At 59.3% G+C, this 23,341-nt stretch carries 31 protein-coding genes; 26 read left to right on the top strand and 5 right to left on the bottom strand.

From position 1 onward, the window contains the following. Positions 1 to 42 precede the first annotated feature (42 nt). The 4 genes from rpsL (at position 43) to tuf (ending at position 4,941) form a co-directional block, all read left to right on the top strand. A complete protein-coding gene (gene rpsL, locus ACKFRT_RS09945; RefSeq protein ID WP_034971062.1) occupies positions 43 to 414 on the top strand; it encodes a 30S ribosomal protein S12 in 372 nt (123 codons plus the stop codon). 3 nt (positions 415 to 417) lie between these two features. Continuing rightward, positions 418 to 888 (top strand): 30S ribosomal protein S7, encoded by a 471-nt coding sequence (gene rpsG / locus ACKFRT_RS09950; RefSeq protein ID WP_005291999.1) that lies wholly within the window; start codon positions 418 to 420, stop codon positions 886 to 888. A gap of 242 nt (positions 889 to 1,130) precedes the next feature. Beyond that, complete coding sequence (fusA, locus tag ACKFRT_RS09955; protein WP_296212635.1) at positions 1,131 to 3,245, top strand: elongation factor G; 2,115 nt, start codon at positions 1,131 to 1,133, stop codon at positions 3,243 to 3,245. A 505-nt stretch (positions 3,246 to 3,750) separates the two neighbouring features. Then, entirely contained in the window at positions 3,751 to 4,941 is a 1,191-nt protein-coding gene (gene tuf, locus ACKFRT_RS09960) for an elongation factor Tu (RefSeq protein ID WP_408925173.1), read from the top strand. 102 nt (positions 4,942 to 5,043) lie between these two features. Here tuf and ACKFRT_RS09965 read toward each other — a convergent pair whose 3' ends face one another. Together ACKFRT_RS09965 and ACKFRT_RS09970 are read right to left on the bottom strand one after the other, a co-directional pair. After that, entirely contained in the window at positions 5,044 to 5,802 is a 759-nt protein-coding gene (locus ACKFRT_RS09965) for a GntR family transcriptional regulator (RefSeq protein WP_408925174.1), read from the bottom strand. After that, positions 5,803 to 6,150 carry a hypothetical protein gene (locus ACKFRT_RS09970; RefSeq protein WP_408925175.1) on the bottom strand — a complete coding sequence of 116 codons (348 nt, stop codon included), beginning with the start codon at positions 6,148 to 6,150 and terminating at the stop codon, positions 5,803 to 5,805. A 759-nt stretch (positions 6,151 to 6,909) separates the two neighbouring features. Between ACKFRT_RS09970 and rpsJ the strand changes: the two genes are divergently transcribed. The 15 genes from rpsJ (at position 6,910) to ACKFRT_RS10045 (ending at position 16,780) form a co-directional block, all read left to right on the top strand. Beyond that, positions 6,910 to 7,215 carry a 30S ribosomal protein S10 gene (rpsJ, locus tag ACKFRT_RS09975; RefSeq protein WP_010120790.1) on the top strand — a complete coding sequence of 102 codons (306 nt, stop codon included), beginning with the start codon at positions 6,910 to 6,912 and terminating at the stop codon, positions 7,213 to 7,215. Positions 7,216 to 7,261: 46 nt separating this feature from the next. Further along, positions 7,262 to 7,918, top strand: coding sequence for a 50S ribosomal protein L3 (rplC, locus tag ACKFRT_RS09980; protein WP_296212645.1), 657 nt, complete (start codon positions 7,262 to 7,264; stop codon positions 7,916 to 7,918). Then, the gene (rplD, locus tag ACKFRT_RS09985) at positions 7,915 to 8,568 is read left to right on the top strand and encodes a 50S ribosomal protein L4 (RefSeq protein WP_296212648.1); all 654 of its coding nucleotides are present in this window, start codon (positions 7,915 to 7,917) and stop codon (positions 8,566 to 8,568) included. The genes rplC and rplD overlap by 4 nt, the downstream gene beginning before the upstream one ends. Beyond that, entirely contained in the window at positions 8,565 to 8,870 is a 306-nt protein-coding gene (gene rplW, locus ACKFRT_RS09990) for a 50S ribosomal protein L23 (protein WP_005291980.1), read from the top strand. The genes rplD and rplW overlap by 4 nt, the downstream gene beginning before the upstream one ends. Positions 8,871 to 8,909: 39 nt before the next feature. Then, on the top strand, positions 8,910 to 9,752 hold the full coding sequence (gene rplB, locus ACKFRT_RS09995) for a 50S ribosomal protein L2 (protein WP_408925176.1): 843 nt from the start codon (positions 8,910 to 8,912) through the stop codon (positions 9,750 to 9,752). Between the two features lie 16 nt (positions 9,753 to 9,768). Continuing rightward, positions 9,769 to 10,047 (top strand): 30S ribosomal protein S19, encoded by a 279-nt coding sequence (gene rpsS, locus ACKFRT_RS10000; RefSeq protein ID WP_005291963.1) that lies wholly within the window; start codon positions 9,769 to 9,771, stop codon positions 10,045 to 10,047. Positions 10,048 to 10,049: 2 nt separating this feature from the next. Next, a complete protein-coding gene (gene rplV / locus ACKFRT_RS10005; RefSeq protein ID WP_005291960.1) occupies positions 10,050 to 10,412 on the top strand; it encodes a 50S ribosomal protein L22 in 363 nt (120 codons plus the stop codon). Beyond that, the gene (rpsC, locus tag ACKFRT_RS10010) at positions 10,412 to 11,155 is read left to right on the top strand and encodes a 30S ribosomal protein S3 (protein WP_035012120.1); all 744 of its coding nucleotides are present in this window, start codon (positions 10,412 to 10,414) and stop codon (positions 11,153 to 11,155) included. Before rplV ends, rpsC begins: the two co-directional genes overlap by 1 nt. A gap of 5 nt (positions 11,156 to 11,160) precedes the next feature. Then, positions 11,161 to 11,577, top strand: coding sequence for a 50S ribosomal protein L16 (gene rplP, locus ACKFRT_RS10015; RefSeq protein WP_296212657.1), 417 nt, complete (start codon positions 11,161 to 11,163; stop codon positions 11,575 to 11,577). Then, positions 11,577 to 11,810, top strand: coding sequence for a 50S ribosomal protein L29 (gene rpmC, locus ACKFRT_RS10020; protein WP_005291954.1), 234 nt, complete (start codon positions 11,577 to 11,579; stop codon positions 11,808 to 11,810). Before rplP ends, rpmC begins: the two co-directional genes overlap by 1 nt. Then, positions 11,807 to 12,100: a 30S ribosomal protein S17 gene (gene rpsQ, locus ACKFRT_RS10025; protein WP_296212660.1), complete on the top strand. Its 294-nt coding sequence runs from the start codon at positions 11,807 to 11,809 to the stop codon at positions 12,098 to 12,100. The genes rpmC and rpsQ overlap by 4 nt, the downstream gene beginning before the upstream one ends. An 815-nt stretch (positions 12,101 to 12,915) precedes the next feature. After that, entirely contained in the window at positions 12,916 to 13,872 is a 957-nt protein-coding gene (locus ACKFRT_RS10030; RefSeq protein ID WP_408925177.1) for an iron-siderophore ABC transporter substrate-binding protein, read from the top strand. Positions 13,873 to 13,923: 51 nt separating this feature from the next. Then, complete coding sequence (locus ACKFRT_RS10035) at positions 13,924 to 14,940, top strand: FecCD family ABC transporter permease (protein ID WP_408925178.1); 1,017 nt, start codon at positions 13,924 to 13,926, stop codon at positions 14,938 to 14,940. Continuing rightward, a complete protein-coding gene (locus tag ACKFRT_RS10040; protein WP_408925179.1) occupies positions 14,937 to 15,989 on the top strand; it encodes a FecCD family ABC transporter permease in 1,053 nt (350 codons plus the stop codon). Before ACKFRT_RS10035 ends, ACKFRT_RS10040 begins: the two co-directional genes overlap by 4 nt. Next, positions 15,986 to 16,780 carry an ABC transporter ATP-binding protein gene (locus tag ACKFRT_RS10045; RefSeq protein WP_408925180.1) on the top strand — a complete coding sequence of 265 codons (795 nt, stop codon included), beginning with the start codon at positions 15,986 to 15,988 and terminating at the stop codon, positions 16,778 to 16,780. Before ACKFRT_RS10040 ends, ACKFRT_RS10045 begins: the two co-directional genes overlap by 4 nt. Here the strand turns inward: ACKFRT_RS10045 and ACKFRT_RS10050 are convergent. Beyond that, positions 16,777 to 17,700 carry a siderophore-interacting protein gene (locus ACKFRT_RS10050; RefSeq protein ID WP_408925181.1) on the bottom strand — a complete coding sequence of 308 codons (924 nt, stop codon included), beginning with the start codon at positions 17,698 to 17,700 and terminating at the stop codon, positions 16,777 to 16,779. The two genes, ACKFRT_RS10045 and ACKFRT_RS10050, sit on opposite strands and share 4 nt — an antisense overlap. A gap of 137 nt (positions 17,701 to 17,837) precedes the next feature. Continuing rightward, positions 17,838 to 18,185, bottom strand: a complete 348-nt coding sequence (locus ACKFRT_RS10055; RefSeq protein ID WP_296212665.1) for a hypothetical protein — start codon at positions 18,183 to 18,185, stop codon at positions 17,838 to 17,840. Between the two features lie 634 nt (positions 18,186 to 18,819). Between ACKFRT_RS10055 and rplN the strand changes: the two genes are divergently transcribed. From rplN to rplE, 3 genes are read left to right on the top strand one after another with little or no spacing between them, the layout of a single operon-like run. After that, positions 18,820 to 19,191, top strand: coding sequence for a 50S ribosomal protein L14 (rplN, locus tag ACKFRT_RS10060; RefSeq protein WP_293791601.1), 372 nt, complete (start codon positions 18,820 to 18,822; stop codon positions 19,189 to 19,191). Beyond that, positions 19,192 to 19,506, top strand: a complete 315-nt coding sequence (gene rplX, locus ACKFRT_RS10065) for a 50S ribosomal protein L24 (RefSeq protein WP_005291939.1) — start codon at positions 19,192 to 19,194, stop codon at positions 19,504 to 19,506. A gap of 2 nt (positions 19,507 to 19,508) precedes the next feature. Next, a complete protein-coding gene (gene rplE / locus ACKFRT_RS10070) occupies positions 19,509 to 20,078 on the top strand; it encodes a 50S ribosomal protein L5 (protein WP_296212668.1) in 570 nt (189 codons plus the stop codon). Positions 20,079 to 20,257: 179 nt separating this feature from the next. Here the strand turns inward: rplE and ACKFRT_RS10075 are convergent, their stop codons facing one another. Beyond that, entirely contained in the window at positions 20,258 to 20,608 is a 351-nt protein-coding gene (locus ACKFRT_RS10075) for a hypothetical protein (RefSeq protein ID WP_296212672.1), read from the bottom strand. A gap of 462 nt (positions 20,609 to 21,070) precedes the next feature. Between ACKFRT_RS10075 and ACKFRT_RS10080 the strand changes: the two genes are divergently transcribed. The 4 genes from ACKFRT_RS10080 to rplR all read left to right on the top strand — a co-directional run bounded on the left by ACKFRT_RS10080 (position 21,071) and on the right by rplR (position 23,307). Continuing rightward, on the top strand, positions 21,071 to 21,664 hold the full coding sequence (locus ACKFRT_RS10080; protein WP_408925182.1) for a hypothetical protein: 594 nt from the start codon (positions 21,071 to 21,073) through the stop codon (positions 21,662 to 21,664). A 285-nt stretch (positions 21,665 to 21,949) separates the two neighbouring features. After that, positions 21,950 to 22,348 carry a 30S ribosomal protein S8 gene (gene rpsH, locus ACKFRT_RS10085; protein ID WP_005291933.1) on the top strand — a complete coding sequence of 133 codons (399 nt, stop codon included), beginning with the start codon at positions 21,950 to 21,952 and terminating at the stop codon, positions 22,346 to 22,348. 18 nt (positions 22,349 to 22,366) lie between these two features. Then, a complete protein-coding gene (rplF, locus tag ACKFRT_RS10090; RefSeq protein WP_296212678.1) occupies positions 22,367 to 22,903 on the top strand; it encodes a 50S ribosomal protein L6 in 537 nt (178 codons plus the stop codon). Continuing rightward, complete coding sequence (rplR, locus tag ACKFRT_RS10095) at positions 22,903 to 23,307, top strand: 50S ribosomal protein L18 (protein ID WP_034971095.1); 405 nt, start codon at positions 22,903 to 22,905, stop codon at positions 23,305 to 23,307. Before rplF ends, rplR begins: the two co-directional genes overlap by 1 nt. Positions 23,308 to 23,341 lie beyond the last annotated feature (34 nt).

Raw genomic sequence — 23,341 nt, forward strand, 5'->3', positions numbered from 1 at the left:
GTTGCGATACTGCGCCGAAAAGAACCGAAAGAAAGTTCATCTATGCCAACTATTCAGCAGCTGGTCCGCAAGGGCCGTCACGACAAGAGCACGAAGGTTGCCACTGCTGCGCTGAAGGGCTCCCCGCAGCGCCGTGGCGTGTGCACCCGCGTGTACACCACCACCCCGAAGAAGCCGAACTCCGCACTGCGTAAGGTCGCTCGTGTTCGCCTGACCTCCGGTATCGAGGTTTCCGCTTACATCCCCGGTGAGGGCCACAACCTGCAGGAGCACTCCATGGTGCTCGTCCGCGGTGGTCGTGTGAAGGACCTCCCGGGTGTTCGTTACAAGATCGTGCGTGGTTCCCTCGACACCCAGGGTGTTAAGGACCGCAAGCAGGCACGTTCCCGCTACGGCGCTAAGAAGGAGAAGTAAACAATGCCACGTAAGGGTCCAGCACCTTCCCGACAGCTAGTCAAGGATCCAGTATACGGCGACGTTCTCGTCTCCCAGCTGGTCAACAAGGTTCTCCTTGACGGTAAGAAGTCCACCGCAGAGCGCATCGTCTACGGCGCACTGGAGCAGTGCCGCGAGAAGACCGGCACCGATCCGATCCTCACCCTGAAGAAGGCACTCGACAACGTCAAGCCGGCTCTTGAGGTTCGCTCCCGCCGTGTTGGTGGCGCAACCTACCAGGTTCCGGTTGAGGTTCGCCCCGGCCGTTCCACCACCCTGGCACTGCGTTGGCTGGTGACCTTCACCCGTCAGCGTCGTGAGAACACCATGACCGAGCGTCTTGCCAACGAGATCCTGGATGCATCCAACGGCCTGGGTGCTTCCGTGAAGCGTCGCGAAGACACTCACAAGATGGCAGAGGCCAACCGCGCCTTCGCCCACTACCGCTGGTAACAGCATTCCTATAGCCTCGCCGCCCAACTTCATAAAAGGGTAGTGGGGCTATAGTTTTATCTAGCGCGCGATGGCGTCAATAGACCCCTCGACGCGACGTGACGGCGCAAAGCTGGCACAATAGAACGAGTACATAATCGCCTGCGGCTTGCGGGGCTTTTGAAAGCACTTCAAAACATCAATGTGAACAACATGGAAGTTCCAGCCAAGTCGCTCAACAACGAAATGAGCGGGGTAACCCAGTGGCACTTGAAGCGTTGACCGACCTGAAGAAGGTCCGCAACATCGGCATCATGGCGCACATCGATGCTGGTAAGACCACCACCACGGAGCGCATCCTCTTCTACACCGGTATTAACCGTAAGATCGGTGAGACCCACGATGGCGCTTCCACGATGGACTGGATGGACCAGGAGAAGGAGCGCGGAATTACGATTACTTCCGCAGCTACCACCTGCTTCTGGGAAGGTAACCAGATCAACATCATCGACACCCCGGGTCACGTGGACTTCACCGTTGAGGTGGAGCGTTCCCTGCGTGTCCTGGATGGTGCGGTTGCTGTGTTCGACGCCAAGGAGGGCGTGGAGCCGCAGTCCGAGCAGGTCTGGCGCCAGGCAACCAAGTACGACGTTCCGCGTATCTGCTTCGTCAACAAGATGGACAAGCTGGGCGCTGACTTCTACTACACCGTGCAGACCATTGTCGATCGCCTGGGTGCAAAGCCGCTGGTAATGGCCCTGCCGATCGGTGCCGAGGACGACTTCGACGGCATCGTCGACCTGTTGAACATGCGTGCAGTTACCTGGCGCGGCAAGGTCGAGATCGGTGCAGAGCCGACCTACGAGGACATCCCGGAGGATCTGAAGGACAAGGCCGAGGAGTACCGCGAGAAGCTCATCGAGACCGTTGCAGAGTCCGACGAGGAGCTCATGGAGCGCTACTTCGCCGGTGAGGAAATCACCCTCGACGAGCTGAAAGCTCAGATCCGTAAGCTGACCGTCAACTCCGAGGTCTACCCGGTGTACTGTGGCTCCGCTTACAAGAACAAGGGTATCCAGCCGATGCTGGACGCTGTGATCGACTTCCTGCCGAACCCGATGGACGTTGGTTCCATCGTCGGCCACGATCCGAAGGATCCGGAGGCCGAGAAGCTGCGCAAGCCGTCCAAGGACGAGCCGTTCTCCGCTCTGGCCTTCAAGGTTGCCGTACACCCGTTCTTCGGCAAGCTGACCTACGTCCGCGTTTACTCCGGCTCCGTTGAGTCCGGTGCGCAGGTCACCAACTCCACGAAGGACAAGAAGGAGCGCATCGGCAAGCTGTTCCAGATGCACTCCAACAAGGAGCAGCCGGTGGACCGCGCTTCCGCGGGCCACATCTACGCCTTCATCGGTCTGAAGGATACGACCACGGGCGACACCCTGTGTGACGCACAGGATCCGGTGATCCTGGAGTCCATGGACTTCCCGGATCCGGTTATCGAGGTGGCCATCGAGCCGAAGACCAAGTCTGACCAGGAGAAGCTGGGTACCGCTATCCAGAAGCTGGCAGAAGAGGACCCGACCTTCACCGTGAAGCTGGACGAGGAGACCGGCCAGACCGTTATCGGCGGTATGGGCGAGCTGCACCTGGACGTCCTGGTGGACCGTATGAAGCGTGAGTTCAAGGTCGAGGCAAACATCGGTAACCCGCAGGTTGCTTACCGCGAGACCATCCGCAAGCCGGTGGAGAAGCTGGAGTACACCCACAAGAAGCAGACTGGTGGTTCCGGTCAGTTCGCTCGCGTTATCGTCGCGATCGAGCCGTACCAGCCGGAGGAGGGCTCCGAGGAGACCTACGAGTTCGTCAACGAGGTCACCGGTGGCCGCGTGCCGAAGGAGTACATCCCGTCCGTCGACGCTGGTATTCAGGACGCTATGCAGTACGGCTACCTGGCGGGCTTCCCGCTGGTGAACATCAAGGCCACCCTGCTGGATGGTGCTTACCACGAGGTCGACTCCTCCGAGATGGCCTTCAAGCTGGCCGGCTCTCAGGCTCTGAAGGAGGCCGTTGCTAAGGCAAAGCCGGTTCTGCTGGAGCCGCTGATGGCTGTTGAGGTCATCACGCCTGAGGAGTACATGGGCGACGTCATCGGCGACATCAACTCTCGCCGTGGCCAGGTTTCCTCCATGGACGACCGCGCTGGCGCCAAGATCGTCAAGGCCAAGGTGCCGCTGTCCGAGATGTTCGGCTACATCGGCGACCTGCGTTCCCGCACCGCCGGCCGTGCAAACTTCTCCATGATTTTCGATTCCTACGGCGAGGTTCCGACCAACGTCGCATCCGAGATCATCGCGGAGCGCACTGGCGGCCAGGCCTAACCCTTGGCTTAGCCCTTTAAGCCAAGCCCCAGCAAGGTTTCGTAGCTTTTGTCGCGCTCCCTGGGGCGCCCACTCGATTGGGCGCCTGCAAGGGGGCGGCACGGGTCCGGGGCCTTGCGGGGTAGGGGTCAGCACGGCGTAGCCCTGCGTCAATAAATAACCAAATAGATAACCAGCTTTCGTGGCTATGACTGGCCACAGGCGAGCCTTTACCCCAATGTTCGTGGGTTTTCGCATCGCTTGCAGGGGCTAATTTTTCTAGATGGGTAAAGTGACGTAGGATGCGGTGTGCTGGCCGTTACCCAGTTCGCGTGTAGCGCGACTGGCCTCGAAGCACAATGTCGAGGCAGAGAGGTTCGTTACACGGATAATCTGATATTCGGCAAGAAGTAAGAAAAACTAGCCAGTGGGCGACTCGCAAACTGCGGGGAAGCAGCTGGTTGGCAACAAAAAGTTAATGTGGCTGCGAGAGTCGTAGCCACCGAGCAGTCCAGGAGGACACAAAGTGGCGAAGGCTAAGTTCGAGCGTTCCAAGCCGCACGTAAACATCGGCACCATTGGTCACGTCGACCACGGCAAGACCACCACCACTGCCGCGATCACCAAGGTTCTGGCTGACGCATTCCCCGAGGCCAACAAGTCCTTCGCTTTCGACGCCATCGATAAGGCGCCGGAGGAGAAGGAGCGTGGCATCACGATCAACATCTCCCACGTTGAGTACGAGACCGAGAAGCGCCACTACGCTCACGTTGACGCTCCGGGCCACGCTGACTACATCAAGAACATGATCACCGGTGCTGCTCAGATGGACGGCGCTATCCTGGTTGTTGCTGCAACCGATGGCCCGATGCCGCAGACCCGCGAGCACGTTCTGCTGGCGCGCCAGGTCGGCGTTCCGTACATCCTGGTTGCACTGAACAAGTGCGACATGGTTGACGATGAGGAGCTGCTGGAGCTCGTCGAGATGGAGGTTCGCGAGCTGTTGGCCGAGCAGGAGTTCGACGAGGAAGCTCCGGTTGTTCACATCTCCGCTCTGAAGGCCCTGGAGGGCGACGAGAAGTGGGGCAAGCAGATTCTCGAGCTGATGCAGGCTTGTGACGACGCCATCCCGGATCCGGAGCGCGAGACCGACAAGCCGTTCCTGATGCCGGTTGAGGACATCTTCACCATCACCGGTCGCGGTACCGTTGTTACCGGCCGTGTTGAGCGTGGCGTTCTGAACCTGAACGATGAGGTTGAGATCCTGGGTATCCGCGAGAAGTCCCAGAAGACCACCGTTACCTCCATCGAGATGTTCAACAAGCTGCTGGACACCGCAGAGGCTGGCGACAACGCTGCACTGCTGCTGCGTGGTCTGAAGCGCGAGGACGTTGAGCGTGGTCAGATCGTTGCTAAGCCGGGCGAGTACACCCCGCACACCGAGTTCGAGGGCTCCGTCTACGTTCTGTCCAAGGACGAGGGCGGCCGCCACACCCCGTTCTTCGACAACTACCGTCCGCAGTTCTACTTCCGCACCACCGACGTTACCGGTGTTGTTAAGCTGCCGGAGGGCACCGAGATGGTTATGCCGGGCGACAACGTTGACATGTCCGTCACCCTGATCCAGCCGGTCGCAATGGACGAGGGCCTGCGCTTCGCTATCCGTGAGGGTGGCCGCACCGTCGGCGCTGGTCGCGTTACCAAGATCACCAAGTAGTAGTCCACTACTTCACGTTGATCGCCGTTTAGCGCCACGGCGCTAGACGGTTTTAGGCCCCGGGTTCCGAAAGGAATCCGGGGCCTTTGGCATGTCCTGGAACTAACCCCAGGGAAAACGATTCAGCGTGGTCCAGCTGAGAACGTTGTTCTTGCCAGACGTGGGCACGGCGAGACTAAGGGCGTCTGCAATATAGCGATCCTCACTCATCTCTAGCGGCGTGCCCTTCGCATCGCGCGAGAGACGTCGGTGCACAAGTACCGGATCGCCAGCATCGAGAGGCAGCCACTTCGCATCGACCTCACCGGCCTTAGCCGCAGAGAACACGTTATCCGCAGCAAAGAAGTGCACATTGTGGCGGGAGGCCAGCTCGTTCGTCACCGAGGGGCACGAGGGATCCATCGGCTCAACCTTCGCGCCCACCCAGGCGGGGTAGCGAGTGCGCTCCAGCATGATGGGAGAGCCATCAATCGTTCGCACACGCAGCACCTTCAGCACCTTCTCGCCTTCCGCGAGACGCAGCAGCCGGGCATCCTGCTCGGTCTGCACCACCCACTCCTGGTGAATCACGTGACCTCCAGGGGTGCGTCCGCGACCGTAAGCCCACTGGGCGAAACTGCGGAACTTTGAAATTTCCGGAAATCGAGCCGGCATGCGCAGGACAACTTTGCGCGCTCCACGCTTGGAGCTGAGCGTCCCCTCGTCTACCAGCACGTTAAGAGCTTGGCGCATAGTTCCGGGGGCTACGTGAAAGCGCTCGGAGAGCTCCTTCTCGCTCGGTAGTGGTGCCCCGACTGCGAACCGCTCGCTGCGAATGTCCTCACGCAGCTCGCGGGCGATCTGTTCGTAGCGCGTGCCCATCTAGCTGTCTCCCTCGCGATAGCCGCGGCGAAACTCCTGGGGCAGCTTGTCGAACAGTGTCTGGCGAACGTTGCCAGCGAAGCGCCCCGCACGTCGAGCGAAGTTCTCCGCCACACCCATAGCTTGCTCTGCGGCGTCCATGGCCTGTTCGGCCTTGTCTTCGGGGATAAAGCTAGGCCGGTGTTCCTGTACTTGGCGGCGCAGACGGGCGCGTCTGTCCCAGTTGTCGTCGAGGGCACGCAAAGCGTCGATCAGCTCCGCGTCTGTCCCTCCGGCGTCTGGGTGGTGCTGCCGAATCAACGCGCGCCGTTGGCGTTGGTATTCGGGGTTGCTGCGGTAGTCGCTCATTGCTGTTCCTTCTTTAGATGACGCCACCTTTAGGGCATGCATCGTCACACTCCACTATGGGGGCGATTGTAGTGCTAAAAGGGCTACGGAAGTAAAAGGTCACCGGCGCGTAGGGGCGTCAAAAAAGAAGAGACAGAAGTGATTTGGTTTCGGCGCGCCCGGTGTGGTTGAATACTTGACGTTGCTTTAACACGGCACATGAGGCCAGCAGCGCAATAGTGAAGCTGGATCAAGAAGGTGTCGATGGTGAAGTGAGCATGATCCATCGTCGGTGAAGAAACTCGCGCAACGTGATTCGTACAGAATCTAACGGCGGGGCTGCTTTGCTGTGCGGTACTTAAAAAGCGGAAGGGCGACACGCCCGACCGCGGGTGCCGGAGGATGGGGCATGGTAAATGAACAGCGGCAGTAAGCGAAGGGGATTCCCTTCCGACAAGGCGCGGAACACGTTTCCAAGCTTGTACTCCATATATTTCGTATATAAGGCCTCGGTAAAACGAATTTGGCCATGGAGCGAGCAAGGGGCGGGAACCGGGTGTTGTTACATCACTTGTTAAATCGAGTGCTCTTGGCGTGTGTTCATGAAAACCAAATGACCCGCATTCCGTCGATGGCACAAACAAGTAAATGTAAGACACAAGCGACACTGGCGACTGGACCAGGCCCCTAGGCCGGACAGCGTTAAGACTAAGACAGATAAGAAGCGTGTATACCTGCTGTTTTCAACGGCGGGCAGCGCTTTGAAGGAAGAGGACAAGCGTGGCGGGACAGAAGATCCGCATTAGGCTCAAGGCCTACGATCACGAGGCTATCGACGCTTCTGCCAAGAAGATCGTCGAGACGGTAACCCGTACCGGCGCTCGTGTTGTCGGCCCAGTGCCACTGCCAACTGAAAAGAACGTGTACTGCGTCATCCGTTCTCCGCACAAGTACAAGGACTCGCGCGAGCACTTTGAGATGCGTACGCACAAGCGTCTGATCGACATTCTCGACCCAACCCCGAAGACCGTTGACGCTCTTATGCGCATCGATCTTCCGGCCAGCGTCGACGTCAACATTCAGTAAGCGGCAAACGAGTCTGAACTACTGAAACGGCAGCGGAAGAGAAACTATGAGTGATATTGAGATCAAGGGCATCCTGGGCAAGAAGCTCGGCATGACCCAGATCTTCGACGAGGAAAACCGTGTTGTACCGGTCACTGTCGTCGAGGCTGGGCCTTGTGTCGTAACCCAGGTGCGTTCCAAGGAAACCGACGGCTACGAGGCCGTACAGATCGCCTTCGGCGAGATCGACCCGCGCAAGGTAAACAAGCCGGCCGCTGGTCACTTCAAGAAGGCTGGCGTGACTCCGCGCCGCCACGTCGCTGAGATCCGCGTTGCAGACGCATCCAGCTACGAGGTTGGCCAGGACGTCACCGTCGACATCTTCAACGATGTCAAGTTCGTCGACGTGACGGGCACCACCAAGGGCAAGGGCTACGCTGGCGGCATGAAGCGCCACGGCTTCGCCGGCCAGGGTGCTGCTCACGGTAACCAGGCTGCTCACCGTCGCGTGGGCTCCATTGGACAGGCAGCCACCCCCGGCCGCGTGTTCAAGGGCAAGCGCATGGCAGGCCGCATGGGTAACGACCGCGTTACCCAGCAGAACCTGAAGGTTGCCAAGGTCGACGCAGAGTCCAACCTGCTCCTTATCAAGGGTGCAGTTCCGGGTGTCAACGGCGGCCTCGTCGTTGTCAAGACCGCAGTGAAGGGCGGTGCACACGCATGAGCAATCTAAAGCTTGATGTCCACACCGCTGACGGTAAGACCAACGGCACGGTCGAGCTGCCCGCATCCATCTTCGATGCAGAGGCTAGCGTCGCACTGATGCACCAGGTCGTTACCGCTCAGCTCGCAGCAAAGCGTCAGGGTACCCACGCTACGAAGACTCGTGGCCAGGTTTCCGGCGGTGGCCGTAAGCCGTTCCGTCAGAAGGGCACCGGTCGCGCACGTCAGGGTTCCATCCGCGCTCCCCACTTCACCGGTGGTGGCACGGTTCACGGCCCGCAGCCGCGCGACTACTCCCAGCGCACCCCGAAGAAGATGAAGGCCGCCGCTTTGCGCGGCGCCCTGACCGATCGCGTGCGCCACGACCGCATCCACGTGGTTGAGGAGCTGGTTCCGGGGCAGACCCCGTCCACCAAGGCTGCACGTACCTTCATCGAGCGTCTGACGGACCGCAAGTCCGTGCTGGTCGTCCTGACCCGCGAAGACGTCACCGCATGGAAGTCCGTAAACAACCTGCCGCAGGTACACACCCTGGTCAACGACCAGCTGAACACCTACGACGTTCTGAATGCGGACGACGTTGTGTTCTCTGTGGAGGCACTGAACGCTTTCATCAACGCCGCTGATAAGACCAAGGAGGAGGCAAAGTGAGCACTGTAGCTGATCCTCGCGATATCATCATCGCCCCGGTCGTGTCTGAGAAGTCCTACGGCCTGATGGAGCAGAACGTTTACACGTTCCTGGTTAACCCCAGCTCTAACAAGACCCAAATCAAGATTGCCGTCGAGCAGATCTTTGGTGTGAAGGTCGCCAGCGTGAACACCGTTAACCGTGAGGGTAAGCGCAAGCGCACCCGCACCGGCTACGGCCAGCGCAAGGCAACCAAGCGCGCCATGGTGACCCTGGTCGCCGGCAGCGATCCGATCGACATCTTCGGTGGAGCGACCGCCTAAGGGCGGCCGGATACCGAAAGGTAAAGAGGAAGCAAAAGTATGGCTATTCGTAAGTACAAGCCGACTACGCCGGGTCGCCGCCAGAGTTCTGTCTCCGAGTTCGCGGAAATTACCCGTTCGACTCCCGAGAAGTCTCTGCTGCGCCCGCTGTCGAAGACCGGCGGCCGTAACGTTCACGGCCACATCACTACCCGTCACAAGGGTGGCGGCCACAAGCGCCGTTACCGCGTTATCGACTTCCGTCGTAACGACAAGGACGGCGTGATCGCCAAGGTCGCTCACATCGAGTACGACCCGAACCGCACCGCTAACATTGCGCTGCTGCACTACCGCGACGGCGAGAAGCGTTACATCATCGCCCCGCGTGGCCTGAAGCAGGGCGCCCTGCTGGAGTCCGGTCCGAACGCCGACATCAAGGTTGGTAACAACCTGCCGCTGCGTAATATCCCGACCGGTACTACCATCCACGCTGTGGAGCTGAAGCCGGGCGGCGGCGCCAAGATGGCCCGTTCCGCTGGTGCCTCCATCCAGCTGCTGGGTAAGGAAGGCAAGTACGCAGTTCTGCGTATGCCGTCCACCGAGATCCGTCGCGTCGACATCCGTTGCCGCGCAACCATCGGTGAGGTCGGCAACCAGGAGCAGATCAACATCCGCTGGGGTAAGGCCGGCCGTATGCGCTGGAAGGGCGTTCGCCCGACCGTCCGTGGTGTTGTTATGAACCCGGTCGACCACCCGCACGGTGGTGGTGAGGGTAAGACCTCCGGTGGTCGTCACCCTGTGTCTCCTTGGGGTCAGCCTGAGGGACGCACCCGCAAGCCGAACCGTCCCAGCGACCGGATGATCGTTCGCCGTCGTCGCTCCAACAAGAACAAGAAGCGCTAAGAGGAGGTAGTAGAGAATGCCACGCAGCCTGAAGAAGGGCCCATTCGTCGACGAACACCTCCTCGCGAAGGTGGACGCTCAGAACGAAAAGGGCAACAAGAACGTCATCAAGACGTGGTCCCGTCGCTCGACCATTCTTCCCGATTTCATCGGCCACACTTTCGCCGTCCACGACGGCCGGAAGCACGTTCCGGTGTTCATCGACGATTCCATGGTCGGTCACAAGCTAGGTGAGTTCGCTCCTACGAAGACCTTCAAGGGTCACGTCAAGGACGACAAGAAGGGCCGTCGATAAATATGTCTGACACCGTAACCACCGCACGCGCAACCGCGCGTTTCGTCCGCGTCACTCCGATGAAGGCTCGCCGCGTGATCGACACGATCCGTGGCAAGTCTGTCGAGGACGCACTGGCGATCCTGAAGTACGCTCCGCAGGCCGCTTCCGAGCCGGTCGCGAAGGTCGTTGCTTCGGCCGCCGCCAATGCCGAGAACAACTTCGGCTTGGACCCGCAGACGCTGGTCGTCTCTGAGGCTTACGCCGATGAGGGTCCGACCATGCGCCGTTTCCGTCCCCGCGCCCAGGGTCGTGCATTCCACGTCCGCAAGCGCACCAGCCACATCACTGTGGTCGTCGAGAGCCAGAAGGGAAGTGCTCAGTAGTGGGCCAGAAAATCCACCCCCACGGCCTCCGGCTGGGTATCACTTCCGAGTGGCGCTCCCGCTGGTACGCCGACAAGCAGTACGCTGATTACCTCGCCGAGGACATCAAGATCCGTGACTTCCTGTCTGAGGGTCTTGACCGTGCCGGCATCGCCGATGTTGTCATCGAGCGCACCCACGACCGGGTTCGCGTTGACATCCACACTGCCCGCCCGGGCATTGTGATCGGCCGCCGTGGCTCCGAGGCTGACCGCATCCGCGGCCAGCTGGAGAAGCTCACCGGCAAGCAGGTTCAGCTGAACATCCTCGAAGTCAAGAACATCGATGCCAATGCACAGCTGGTGGCACAGTCCATCGCTGAGCAGCTGACCAACCGCGTTGCCTTCCGTCGTGCAATGCGCAAGGCAATTCAGGGCGCAATGCGCCAGCCGCAGGTCAAGGGCATCAAGGTTGTTTGCTCCGGTCGCCTGGGCGGCGCGGAGATGGGTCGCACCGAGCGCTACCACGAGGGTCGCGTTCCGCTGCACACCCTCCGCGCGGAGATCGACTACGGCACCTACGAGGCTCACACCACCTTCGGACGCATCGGCGTCAAGGTGTGGATCTACAAGGGTGACGTCGTCGGCGGCCGTCGCGAGAGCCTGATGAATGCACGCGACGAGCGCCCGTCCCGCGGTCGTCGTGAGCGTCCACGTCGCGGTGGCGCCCGTCGCCAGCGCGCAGAGCAGAAGCAGGAGGGCTAAGACAAATGCTTATCCCGAAGCGCGTTAAGTACCGTCGCCAGCACCGCCCGACCCGTCGTGGCGTGTCCAAGGGCGGCAACCGCGTAACGTTCGGCGACTACGGCCTGCAGGCCCTGGAGCCGACCTACATCACCAACCGTCAGATCGAGTCCGCTCGTATCGCCATTAACCGCCACCTAAAGCGTGGTGGCAAGGTGTGGATCAACATCTTCCCGGATCGTCCGCTGACCCAGAAGCCGCTCGGCGTGCGTATGGGTTCCGGTAAGGGGCCCGTGGAGAAGTGGGTTGCCAACATCAAGCCGGGCCGCATCCTCTTCGAGGCCTCTTACCCGAACGAAGAGGTCGCCCTGGAGGCACTGCGCCGTGCTGGTAACAAGCTGCCCTGCAAGGTTCGCATCGTGAAGAAGGAGGATCAGTTCTAATGGCTACCGGAACTCCGGCACATGAGCTCCGCGAGCTCAACAACGAAGAGCTGACCACCCGCCTGCGTGAGGCGAAGGAAGAACTGTTCAACCTTCGCTTCCAGGCTGCGACCGGCCAGCTGACCAACAACCGTCGTCTGGGTGTTGTCAAGCGCGACATCGCCCGCATCTACACCGTCCTGCGCGAGCGCGAGCTCGGGCTGTCTACCAACCCGGGTGGTGACGCAGCATGAGTGAGGCAACCGTGAATGACAACGCAGCTGTGGAGAACGAGAAGGGCGCCCGCAAGGTTCGCTCCGGATACGTTGTTTCCACCAAGATGAACAAGACCATCGTGGTCGAGCTCGAGGACCGCAAGCAGCACGCACTGTACGGCAAGATCATGCGCCGTGACTCTCGCGTGAAGGTTCACGATGAGAACGAGACCGCCGGTGTCGGCGACCGCGTTCGCATCGAGGAGACCCGCCCGCTGTCCAAGGACAAGCACTTCCGCCTGACCGAGATCATCGAGAAGGCTCGCTAGTCCCAGCAGCTCTGGCTGCTTAGGTGGCGCAGACGCTGCGCCGTCGGGCGCTAAGGCCCTCTCCCGCACATTGCTGCGGTAGGGGGCCTTTTTGTTTCTTAATGACGCCGAAGCCAACCACTTGGCCGTGCCCCAGTTGAGCGCGGAAATGTCGCTAGAACGGGAATACCCTAAAGCCACTGATTAGCGTCTTTGTAAAACCGCAGGTCGGGAGGTTGCTGGAATTTCCGGCGGCGAGACTGCACTGACAGATTCCCGTTCTAGCGCCATTTGGCCTCCGGCGAAGCGGGTTTGGGTCGGTAGTCGTCCCCGCGTGGCCAGGTCCTTGTGTTGCCGAGGCGCGAATGTCGGAAAAGTTGCATTTTGTTATTGGCCCCCATTTTCACTACCGTAAATCTGCAGGTCAAAGCGTTTTTGAATCTCGCTGGCTCGGAGACTATTTTCCGTTTTGCAACTTTTCCGACATTTGGTCTTTGGGAGTGCAACTTTTCCGACAGTTGGCGCCACGAGTTGCAATAGCGGGGGCATCTCGGCGCTGAGGGCCAGGGTAGCCAGGGGTGATAGTGGCAGGGGGGCGATGGTGGCGGGCGAGGCCCGGGGTTGCAATGGTGGCGGACTAGGTCTGGGGCGCCGCTGGTAATGGCGGCCGAGCGGGAAGGGCGGTAGCTTAAGGTAGATTATTGTGTGGTTAGCCTTACCTCTGTAATATAGGCGCGATTGCTGTGTTGACCGTAGCCGAAAGAGGCCAACAGTCCCTTGGGGGCTATGGGTAATACACAGCGCCTCAAAGAGTTCCTTACACGTTAGGCTTTCGCATGTTACGCAACAATTCGCTGACCCGTCGAGCGGCACTGAAGACCGCCGCTGTCTTGGCAGCATCCACTCTTGTTCTGTCTGGTTGCTCCCGAGGCGACGACGCGGCGGCGTCAAAAAATGAGGGCACCGGGGACGAGCGCATCGCCGCAGTTGGCCTGGGAGACAGCGATACCTTGCTCGCCCTTGGCATCCAACCAGTCCTCGTAGCGCCCTGGGGTGCTGAGGGAGATGTTGATGCGTCTGGCGTTGGCCCATGGGCTACCGAAAAGCTCGGCGACAACAAGCCTGAAGTGGTTTACGGTACTGCCAACGGATTCACTGCTGAAATCCTGGAGAAGATCTCCGCCGCTGATCCGGACAAGATCATTGCGGTGAACTCTGCCGTAGACGCGCAGGCGAAGAAGGCGCTTAATGACATCGCCCCAACCACCGTTAAGCCAGACGGTGCCACGGACTGGCAGATCCCATGGCAGGATCAGGTCAACCAGATCGCCGGCGCTGTAGACAAGCAAGAAGAAGGCGACAAGCTTGTCGAAGAAACGCAGAAGGCCTTCGATGATTTCCAACAGCAGCACCCTGAGCTCAAGGGCAAGCGTGCGGCTATCGTCATGCCTTATCAGGGAAAGATCGGCCTGTACACCTCCGGTGACGGTCGTGGGCAGTTTATCGAGAGTCTGGGCTTCGAGATCCCGAAGGAACTCGAAGGTGACGGGGGCGAGTTCTACCGCGACATCGCACCTGAGAACTACAGCGACCTCAACAATGTCGATTACCTCTTCGTCCTTGATTATCAGGGTGCCGCCGATACCTTGAAGAAGGATCCAACATTCAGCAAGCTGGACGTTGTTCGCGAAGGCAAGGTCCGATGGATGGACGAAAACGTGGGCAATGCAATGAGTATGCCGAACCCATTGACCATCCCCTGGGCAGTCGACAAGTTCTCTGACGCAATTTAGTTGAAAGTGTCCGTCTCAAGAATTCGACATTCTTTGGTATTTTCCAGGCGTTTGCTTACTTCGGCCGCACTCGTTGGTTTGGCTTTGCTGCTGGTTGCCTCCCTGTACTTGGGTTCCAAAGATCTTTCCATTGGCGAGGTGACCAGCATCCTCATGCATGGTTCGCACCCGTCCGCGCAGTCCGGCATTAATGCTGAACAGTCCGGCATCATTTGGGACTTGCGCGTTCCGCGTACCCTCTTGGCTGTGATCACAGGCGCAGCCCTGGCTATGGCGGGTGCCATTGCTCAGAGCTGGACCCGCAACCCCTTGGCAGATCCCGGCATTATCGGCGTGAACGCCGGAGCAAGTTTTGCAGTCGCCGCGGCACTGACCTTGGGCTGGGCAACGACGGTCGGAGAGCGAACACTTGTGGGGCTCCTCGGAGCTGCCGTCGCCGCTCTAATCGTGCTGTTGATTTCCCGCGTATCCCGTAACCCGCTAACTCTGGTACTGGTGGGCGTGGGAGTTACCTTTGCCCTGCAAGCGGCGACGAACATGCTGAGCCTCTATTCTTCCGACACCCTGGAAGGGCTCCGCCGCTGGACCGTCGGCTCTACGGCTGGGCGGGGTATGGAAGACGTGACCTTAGCTGCTTTAGGTCTAGCACTAGGTGCTCTATGTGGTGCGCTTGCAGCACGCCCGCTGGATCTACTTGCGATGGGAGAGGACTCCGCCCGTTCCCTTGGCAGCTCGCCCACGAGAACCCGCTTGTTGGCTGCCGCAGCGGTGATCATCCTCGCCGGCTCGGCGACTGCCACGGTGGGGCTTGTGACATTCGTGGGCTTCGCCGTGCCACACTTACTACGCCCGTTTACCGGCCCGGCACTTACCCGCCTCTTGCTACCAACTGCCATCGTCGGCGGTGCGGCTGTACTGCTAGCCGATATTGCTGGCCGCTTCGTCCTGCAGCCTAACGAGCTGGAAATGTCCATTGTCCTAGCTATTGTCGGCGCCCCAGTGATGATTCTGGCGGTGCGGCGTGAGAAGAGTTCACCGACCTCGAATGACTCGGAGCTGACGATATGAGCGATATGACGTCTATCCGTAGTATCAAGCGTTCACGAAGCAGACGCGTCCTGGCGGCTTCGGCAGGGTTCGCCCTCATAGCGGCTCTTTGTTACTGCTTAATCCTGGGGCAGGGTGCGGTGAAGCTCAGTCCGGTGGAAGTCATCGAGGTTCTCACCGGTGGGGGCACACAGCAAGCAATCAACGTGGTGTGGGATCTCCGCCTGCCTGTAGCAATCGCTACCGTTCTGGTCGGTGCGGCTCTAGGGCTGGCCGGTGCGTGGACCCAAACCATGGCTCGCAATCCGTTGGCCAGCCCGGACATTCTCGGTGTCTCCGGTGGCGCGGCGGTTTTGGTTGTGGCGGGCACCGTAGTTACCCGCCCTGCATGGAGTGAGGGGGTGCCGACGTTCTGGTGGCGTGCTGCACTCGCTTTGGTTGGCGCACTAGTGATCGTTGGTTTGCTCGTTCTACTCGGTGGTTTCGGGACGTCGCAGCGCGTAGTGGTCATCGGCCTGGCACTGTCGTTCCTCACGCAGTCTTTAGTGCAGTATCTTCTGCTCAGGGCTGACTTAACTCGTGCCACGGATGCCCAAACTTGGCTCGCTGGGTCCACCGGCTTTGTGCGTACGGAGGCTTTGTTGCCTATGGTGTTGGGCCTATTACCCTTCGTGGTTTTAGGCCTCTGTGTTACGCGCGATGTCCCTCTTCTTTCTCATGATGACGCCACCGCGTCCACACTTGGTGTAGATGTCACGAGGGTGCGCGCTATTTTGCTCATTGCTGCAACGGGCATTGTCGCGGTGGTGGTTTCCTTTGTCGGCCCAATTGGATTCGTGGCACTGTTGGCTCCTCAGCTGGCCAAGCTGGTGGCCGGAACGCCCACGCCCCATCCGCTGTGCTCTACTTTTGCAGGCTCCGCTCTATTGGCTGCGTGCGCCGTCGTGGCGGGCGCACTGCCGTTTACATCCCCTGTGGGTTTGGTTACCGCCATCATCGGTGGCCCCGCGTTGGTGTTGCTTGTCTGGCTGGCGGCCCGTCGCGGAACTCTGAAAGGAATGGTTCAATGAACGTTCAAGTTGATCACGTCACCGTGGGCTACAACTACGGCCCAAGCATTGTTAAGGACGTGTCTTTCACTGCAGAACCCGGGAAGGTCACCACGCTCTTAGGCCCCAATGGTTGTGGCAAGTCAACGCTGCTCAAGACGCTTTCTCGGCTGCTTGCTCCCACCGAAGGGCAGGTACTTGCCCAGGAGAAAGACGTGCATAGTTTGGGGGCACGCGAAGCCGCCCAACTAATTGCGCTTTTGCCACAGCATCCGCTGTGTCCGGCGGGGTTGACTGTTGGAGAACTCGTGGAACGCGGACGGCACCCTTATCGTCGATCGCTCTGGGGTGGGGGAGCGACGGCGTCAGAAGATAAAGAAAAAGTGCGCGAGGCGCTGAAGAAGACGAAGGTTGACCATCTTGTTGCCCGCGACGTGGCGGAGCTATCCGGCGGTCAGCGACAGCGCGTCTGGATGGCGATGGTGCTGGCGCAGGATACGCCAATTGTGCTGTTGGACGAACCGACTACCTACCTAGATCCGGCACATGCGATAGAGATTCTAAGTATCGTGCGGGAGCTCGCTCAAGAGGGCAAGACGGTGATTACCGTACTTCATGATCTTGGCCTGGCGGGAGCTTTTAGTGACGAGATGATCGTCATGAAGGAGGGGGAAAAGATCGCCGAGGGTTCTCCGAAAGAGGCTCTGACGGTGGATGTGTTGCGCGACGCATATGGCCTGAACGCCGAGGTGTGGGAAGATCCCCGCGGTATGGCTCCGATCATTGTGCCGCGAGGAATTGTGGCTAATTAAGGTCGCGCCCTGCCAAGGAACCAATACGGGCACCACTGCACGGATTCGCTATTAAGGCCCCAAGTGTGAACTACGTGGTGCCGAACATCCTTGCAAAGCTGGCCTTCGCCTGCGACCCAGACGTACTTCGACTGCGTTGCAGGGTGTTCGGCGTGGTCTAGCTGCTGTAGGTGGGACATAACCGCCGCGTTGAAATCCGTTGCCGCGCTAAACAACACCTTTAGGCTGCCTAGTTTGCACTCCCAGTCGGCGACGAGGGATGGCTCGAGGTCGTGCTGGCTCTCGGCGACCACAATGACGTGCATGTCGCACAACTGTTCCGGGGCGAAGGTTTGCGTGTATTCCAAGACGGCATGAACAGAAGGCGCGGCAGATGGGTCTGCGATCAGCGTTTGCGAACTGTGTGCACGGTGCCATAGCCCCCGGCCTGTCCAGATGCCCACTTGGTCGCCGACACGAGTCCTGAGGGTCCAGGCAAGTCCTGGTCCGACGCTCTCATCGTTAGGATTCTTGACGCCATGAGTCGCCACGTCGAAAGCTATCAGCCCACGTTCGGAATCGAGTGAGCGAACGGTATACCAACGTAGGTTTGGGCGCTGGCCGTCCGGCATAGCTGCAACACATGCACGGATATTGGTGTCACCGTTGTAGAGAGGTAAATGAAGATCCTCGTGGGGGTTTGGCGGCATAAGAAGACCAAAGAACTCGTCAGGGCCGGAAAGCTGAAAGCCGACTAATTCGGGGGAATGGATGACAATCCGTTGCAGGTTTTCGGCAGGGGCGCTGACGCTATGAACAGTGGCACGGAAGATGCGGTGGCGCGGTTCAGAAGGTGTGGCCAGGAGTTGGTGGTCAAAGAAGGCCGCGCGGTAAGTGGAAGTGTTCGTCGGAGCGTTTAATGTAAGAAGTTCTGAGACCATAGTGAAAGTTAACCTACCCTTACCTGAACTAGAGAGAAAGAGTGGGGGTATAAATAAAGCCCCACGGCGATCCAGGGATCGCGGCGGGGCTTGGGGTCTCAGCTGAACGGACTCGTTCTAGCTTGAGAAGGCTGTTCTTACTTGAACAGGTTCTGGATCTTGCCGAAGTTGGCGGCCAGGGTAACGACGCCGGCAACCAGAGCACCAATGGTGGTGATCAGGGTGACAACGCTCTTCATCTTCTCCAGGCCGGAGGTGTCATCTTTCCAGCCGAAGAACTTGTCTGCGGAACCAGCCAGCTTGGACGGCTCTTCCTTGTCGCCGTCCTTGTTCGGCTCGGTTTCGGTCTTGCCGCCAGCCTCGTTGTTGTCGGTAGCGGTGGAGCCTGCAGAGGGGGTGTTCTCCTCAGCAACAGCGGTAGCGGTGCCAGCAACTGCAACGGTAGCGGCGGTGGTCAGAGCCAGCAGAGACTTCTTGAGCTTCATGTGTTTAATCCTCACAAAAAAGTTGGTGCGTCGGCCTTAACCGGCCGGGGTACGTCCAACAACGTAGCATGTCTATTATCTTCAAGCACAGTTCGAAAATGCTACTCAACCGCTGTATTACGCCGAAGAGTACGCTGCTAGGCGACGTTGCGGCTAGGTATTGGCTGCCTGTAATTGCGGCGAAAAGTACTGGAATCGGGGAGTAAGAGTGATTTGCTGCAGTGCTTCATCAGATCACTTTCAGCAAAAGCCCATGTAGCGGTGGCGATCGGTGTGTGGTTTCGAAGGAAAAAATGAATCCGATTCCATAGGGTCGGGTTCTGCTGTTGTGTGTGGTTAATGGGGCGTGGGGGCGGCGTCCCTAAAAAAGAAAGAGAGAACTCCACGGGGGTAGCTGTACCTACCCCCGGATGGCGAAATGGCGCGCCACGGTTCGAACCTCTGGTACAGCGATTTGGTTGGGGGAAGTGGGGTGTGGAAGAATATAGCGGTTGCCAGAAGGCGTATTGGTATTGCGCTCAGTCAGCGGCTGATGCGAAGAACCGACTGCCATGCTGGCACAGACCGCGTGCGCGAGGGTCGGAAATCCCACGCACGATTAGCAAAACATTCTAGGTCAATTTAGGAGACTCAAGTGATTCAGCAAGAATCGCGTCTGCGAGTTGCCGACAACACCGGTGCCCGGGAAATCCTGGTCATCCGTCCGCTCGGTGGTTCCGTTCGACGCTCCGCTGGTATCGGTGATGTCGTCGTAGCAACCGTTAAGGAAGCTACCCCGGGCGGCACCGTGAAGGCCGGCGACATCGTCAAGGCTGTTATCGTCCGCGCCAAGAAGGAGACCCGTCGTCCGGACGGTTCTTACATCGCATTCGACGAGAACGCGGCTGTCATCATCAAGGCAAACGACAACGATCCCCGCGGCACCCGTATCTTCGGCCCGGTCGCACGTGAGCTTCGCGACAAGAAGTTCATGAAGATCGTTTCCCTGGCTCCGGAGGTGCTCTAAATGAAGATCCGTAAGGGCGACACCGTACTGGTTATCTCCGGCCCGGACAAGGGTGCCAAGGGCAAGGTCATCGAGGCCTACCCGCAGCGCGACAAGGTCCTGGTCGAGGGCGTCAACCGAATCAAGAAGCACGTTGCAAACTCCGCTCCAGAGCGCGGCGCTGAGTCCGGCGGCATCGTTACCCAGGAAGCTCCGATCCACGTCTCCAACGTGATGGTCGTTGATTCCGACGGCAACCCGACCCGTATCGGCTACCGCTTCGACGAAGACGGTAAGAAGATCCGCGTGTCCAAGCGCAACGGGAAGGACATCTAACGATGAGCGAAAACTACACCCCACGTTTGAAGACTCGCTACCGTGAGGAAATCCGCGAGAAGCTGAACGGCGAGTTCAGCTACGAGAACGTTATGCAGATCCCGGGCGTCACCAAGGTTGTCGTCAACATGGGTGTCGGCGACGCTGCTCGCGATTCCAAGCTGATCAACGGCGCAATCGAGGACCTGACCAAGATTACCGGTCAGAAGCCGCAGATCCGCACCGCGAAGAAGGCAATCGCTAACTTCAAGCTGCGTGAAGGCATGCCCATTGGCGCCCGCGTTACCCTGCGCGGCGACCGCATGTGGGAGTTCCTGGACCGTCTGCTGACCGTCGCTCTGCCGCGTATTCGCGACTTCCGCGGTCTGAGTGACCAGCAGTTCGACGGCCACGGCAACTACACCTTCGGCCTGTCCGAGCAGTCCATGTTCTACGAAATCGACGTGGACAAGATCGACCGTCCGCGCGGTATGAACATCACTGTTGTGACCACTGCGACGAACAACGACGAAGGTCGCGCACTGCTGCGCGAGCTGGGCTTCCCCTTCAAGCAGAAGGGCTCCGCTGAATAATTCAGCGCTGAGACGTTAGCTCGGGCGACGTTAGCTTAGGCGCCGATGCTGTTGCAGAGGCGCTAACATAAAAAGACCCCCGCTTCCCCTCGAACTATTTCGAAGGTAGGGAAGCGGGGGTTCGTTGTTTCCGGGGAACCCCTACTGGGGGTTCTCCAGTGCTGTAGGTCTTGCAGAGACTACAGAACGATCTTGACGATCTTGCCGATGAAGCCCAGAACGTCCTTGATCTTCTGGATGGTGGAGGTGGACTCGTCCCAACCAACCAGCTTGTCGATAGAGCCCTTCAGCTTCTGGCCCTTCTCACTGTCAGCGGAGCCGTTGGCCGGCTCGTTCTCGTCAGCGCCAGCCTCGTCCTCAGGCTTGGTCTCGTCGGCGCCTGCCTCGTCGTTACCAGCCTCGTTCTCGGTAGCAGCAGCGACCGGTGCGTCTTGTGCAGCCGGTGCCTCTTCAGCGGTAGCAGCCGGGATGCCAGCCATTGCTACGGAGGATGCTGCGGCCAGGGTGATGAGGGACTTCTTGAACTTCAAAGGAATTTCCTTCCGAGAGGGGTGTATAAAACTGCGAAATGGCGACGGTTTAGGGATCGGTTCTGCGGGTTCCGATCAGGCGCCGCCGGGTCTGTACTTTGTGTACGTACAACATGTCTAGTGAACGGCGACTCACTTGCGCAAGAAGTGCGCTAAAAGTGTGATATATATCATGTAACGCCTGAAACGTGCAGGTAAGAAGCCTTAACGTCTCTGTAAGGCCACTCATGCAGCACAAATGCTGTACACATAGTTCGCTCATCTGCGGGCAATTGGCACGGTGGTTAAAAAGCAGAAATAGGCTCCGCTGTACGTGCCTGCCTGTAGCTTTGAGCTATGTATTCAAACGGTGCGCCGCGCCCCGCCGGCTCCCACCCAACTGCTTTGAACTGGAATGGGCTCGAAACCTTTCAGGCTTTCGACCCGATGAGTCTCGCTGTCCTCTGTGGCGGCCGTTCCCACATGACTATGGTTGCGGTTCAACAACTCCTCCGCGGAGGTGCCCTTAAGGTCGGAGACCTCGCCGACAAGCTCGGTCCGATCGCTCGACGTCTACCGTCCTCACTAAAGAACAGCCTCTCCGTTTTGCTCCCCGTCGAGCCCATTCTCGCTAACCAGCCGTATCAACGTGCGGTTCTGCGCCGCACTAACGGTCGCCTTTACTTCTTTGGTCGTCGGAGGTTGTCGAAGGCGGTTGATTCTTTTGTGACGCCCCTTGCCTTCGCCGGTCTAGTCCACCGACCACAGCGCCTACGTATTCGCGGGATTGGAGACTGTCGGGATCCCCAGCTCACGCAGGCTGGCGTGCAAGCGCGCGATGCGCTGCGCAATCAGCTGGCAAGCGGAGGTGGCTACCACGCACTTGCGGAGCAAGCGGAAGATTGGGAGAAAGATGTGCTCGCGGCAGTCTACGGCGAACGCTTCATCCATTCCCTTGATCCGCATCTGTGGGGCAGTATGACGGTTACGTTTGGCGGCGTGCCCGCACGCGGGCCTTTCGGGTTCGGCAGGGACTGGGATTGGAATGCAACGGACTTGCTGGATTTCTGGCCCTAAGGGCGTCAGAACCAAAAAAACAGCGATTTGGGTAAATTCGCAGGTGATTGCTAGAGTTATCAAGTCTTACGTTGCTCCGTGCCAAAAACAGGGCCAGCAACGTGAGCAGTGTAAACATCAAACCACTTTGTTGTAGGCCCCTCGCCCAATAAAGCGGCCGCGCGGACACGGCGGCGAGCACCCCACGTTATTTAGCATGGGGCGCGCTAGTAGCCAGCAAGCGCGCGGTACACGCACTCTGGGTGGGTTGGGAACCGCAATAAGAAAGGCTATGGGTCAATACTTATGACCATGACTGATCCCATCGCGGACATGCTGTCCCGCGTGCGGAACGCATCCAACGCGTTCCATGATTCCGTCTCCATGCCTTCCTCCAAGATTAAGGCCAACATTGCCGAGATCCTGAAGGAGGAGGGTTACATTGCTGACTACACCGTCAACGACGCCAAGGTTGGCAAGACACTGGACATCGAGCTGAAGTACGGCCCGTCCCGCGAGCGTTCCATCTCCGGGCTGCGTCGTGTCTCCAAGCCGGGTCTTCGTGTGTACGCAAAGTCCAACGAGCTGCCGCAGGTTCTCGGCGGCCTGGGTGTGGCCATCATTTCCACTTCCCACGGCCTGCTGACCGACCGTGAGGCTCAGAACAAGGGTGTGGGCGGAGAAGTTCTCGCCTACGTCTGGTAACTAGAGGAGGTCTAAACCATGTCTCGTATTGGCAAGGCACCGGTGGCTGTCCCCTCTGGCGTCACCATCAACATCAATGGCCAGTCTGTTGAGGTGAAGGGGCCGAAGGGCACCCTGAACCAGGACATTCCGGCTCCGATCACCGTGGCTCAGGAAGGCGACGAGGTCGTCGTCACCCGCCCGGATGATCACCGTAAGAATCGTTCCCTGCACGGCCTGTCCCGCTCCCTGATCAACAACATGGTTGAGGGCGTGACCAAGGGTTACACCATCAAGATGGAAATCTTCGGTGTTGGTTACCGTGTGCAGCTCAAGGGCAAGAACCTGGAGTTCGCACTGGGCTACTCCCACCCTGTGCTGATTGAGGCACCGGAGGGTATCACCTTCGCCGTGGATGGCAACACCAAGTTCTCCATCGCTGGTATCGACAAGCAGCAGGTCGGACAGATCGCCGCGAACATCCGCCGTCTGCGTAAGGATGATCCTTACAAGGGCAAGGGTATTCGCTACGAGGGCGAGCAGGTCCGTCGCAAGGTCGGAAAGACGGGTAAGTAATGAGCAACACTGCACAAAACGAAAAGCGTCTACCGGTGGGCAAGGACATCTCCACCCGCCGTCGTACCGCACGCGCACGTCGTCACTTCCGTATCCGCAAGACTCTCTCCGGCACCCCGGAGACCCCGCGTCTGGTCGTTCACCGCACCTCTCGCCACATGCACGCACAGGTCATCGACGATGTTGCAGGCCACACCCTGGTCGCAGCGTCCACGATGGAGGCCGACGTGCGCGCTATGGAGGGCGACAAGAAGGCTCGCGGTGCGAAGGTAGGCCAGCTGATCGCCGAGCGCGCCAAGGCCGCTGGCATCGAGGCTGTCGTCTTCGACCGCGCAGGTTACAAGTACCACGGCCGCGTCGCCGCTCTGGCTGATGCTGCCCGCGAAGGTGGTCTGAAGTTCTAATGACCAACTCCACGAACAACACCAACGGAAGGAA

This window comes from Corynebacterium jamesii (assembly GCF_046097395.1).
Classification (GTDB): domain Bacteria; phylum Actinomycetota; class Actinomycetes; order Mycobacteriales; family Mycobacteriaceae; genus Corynebacterium.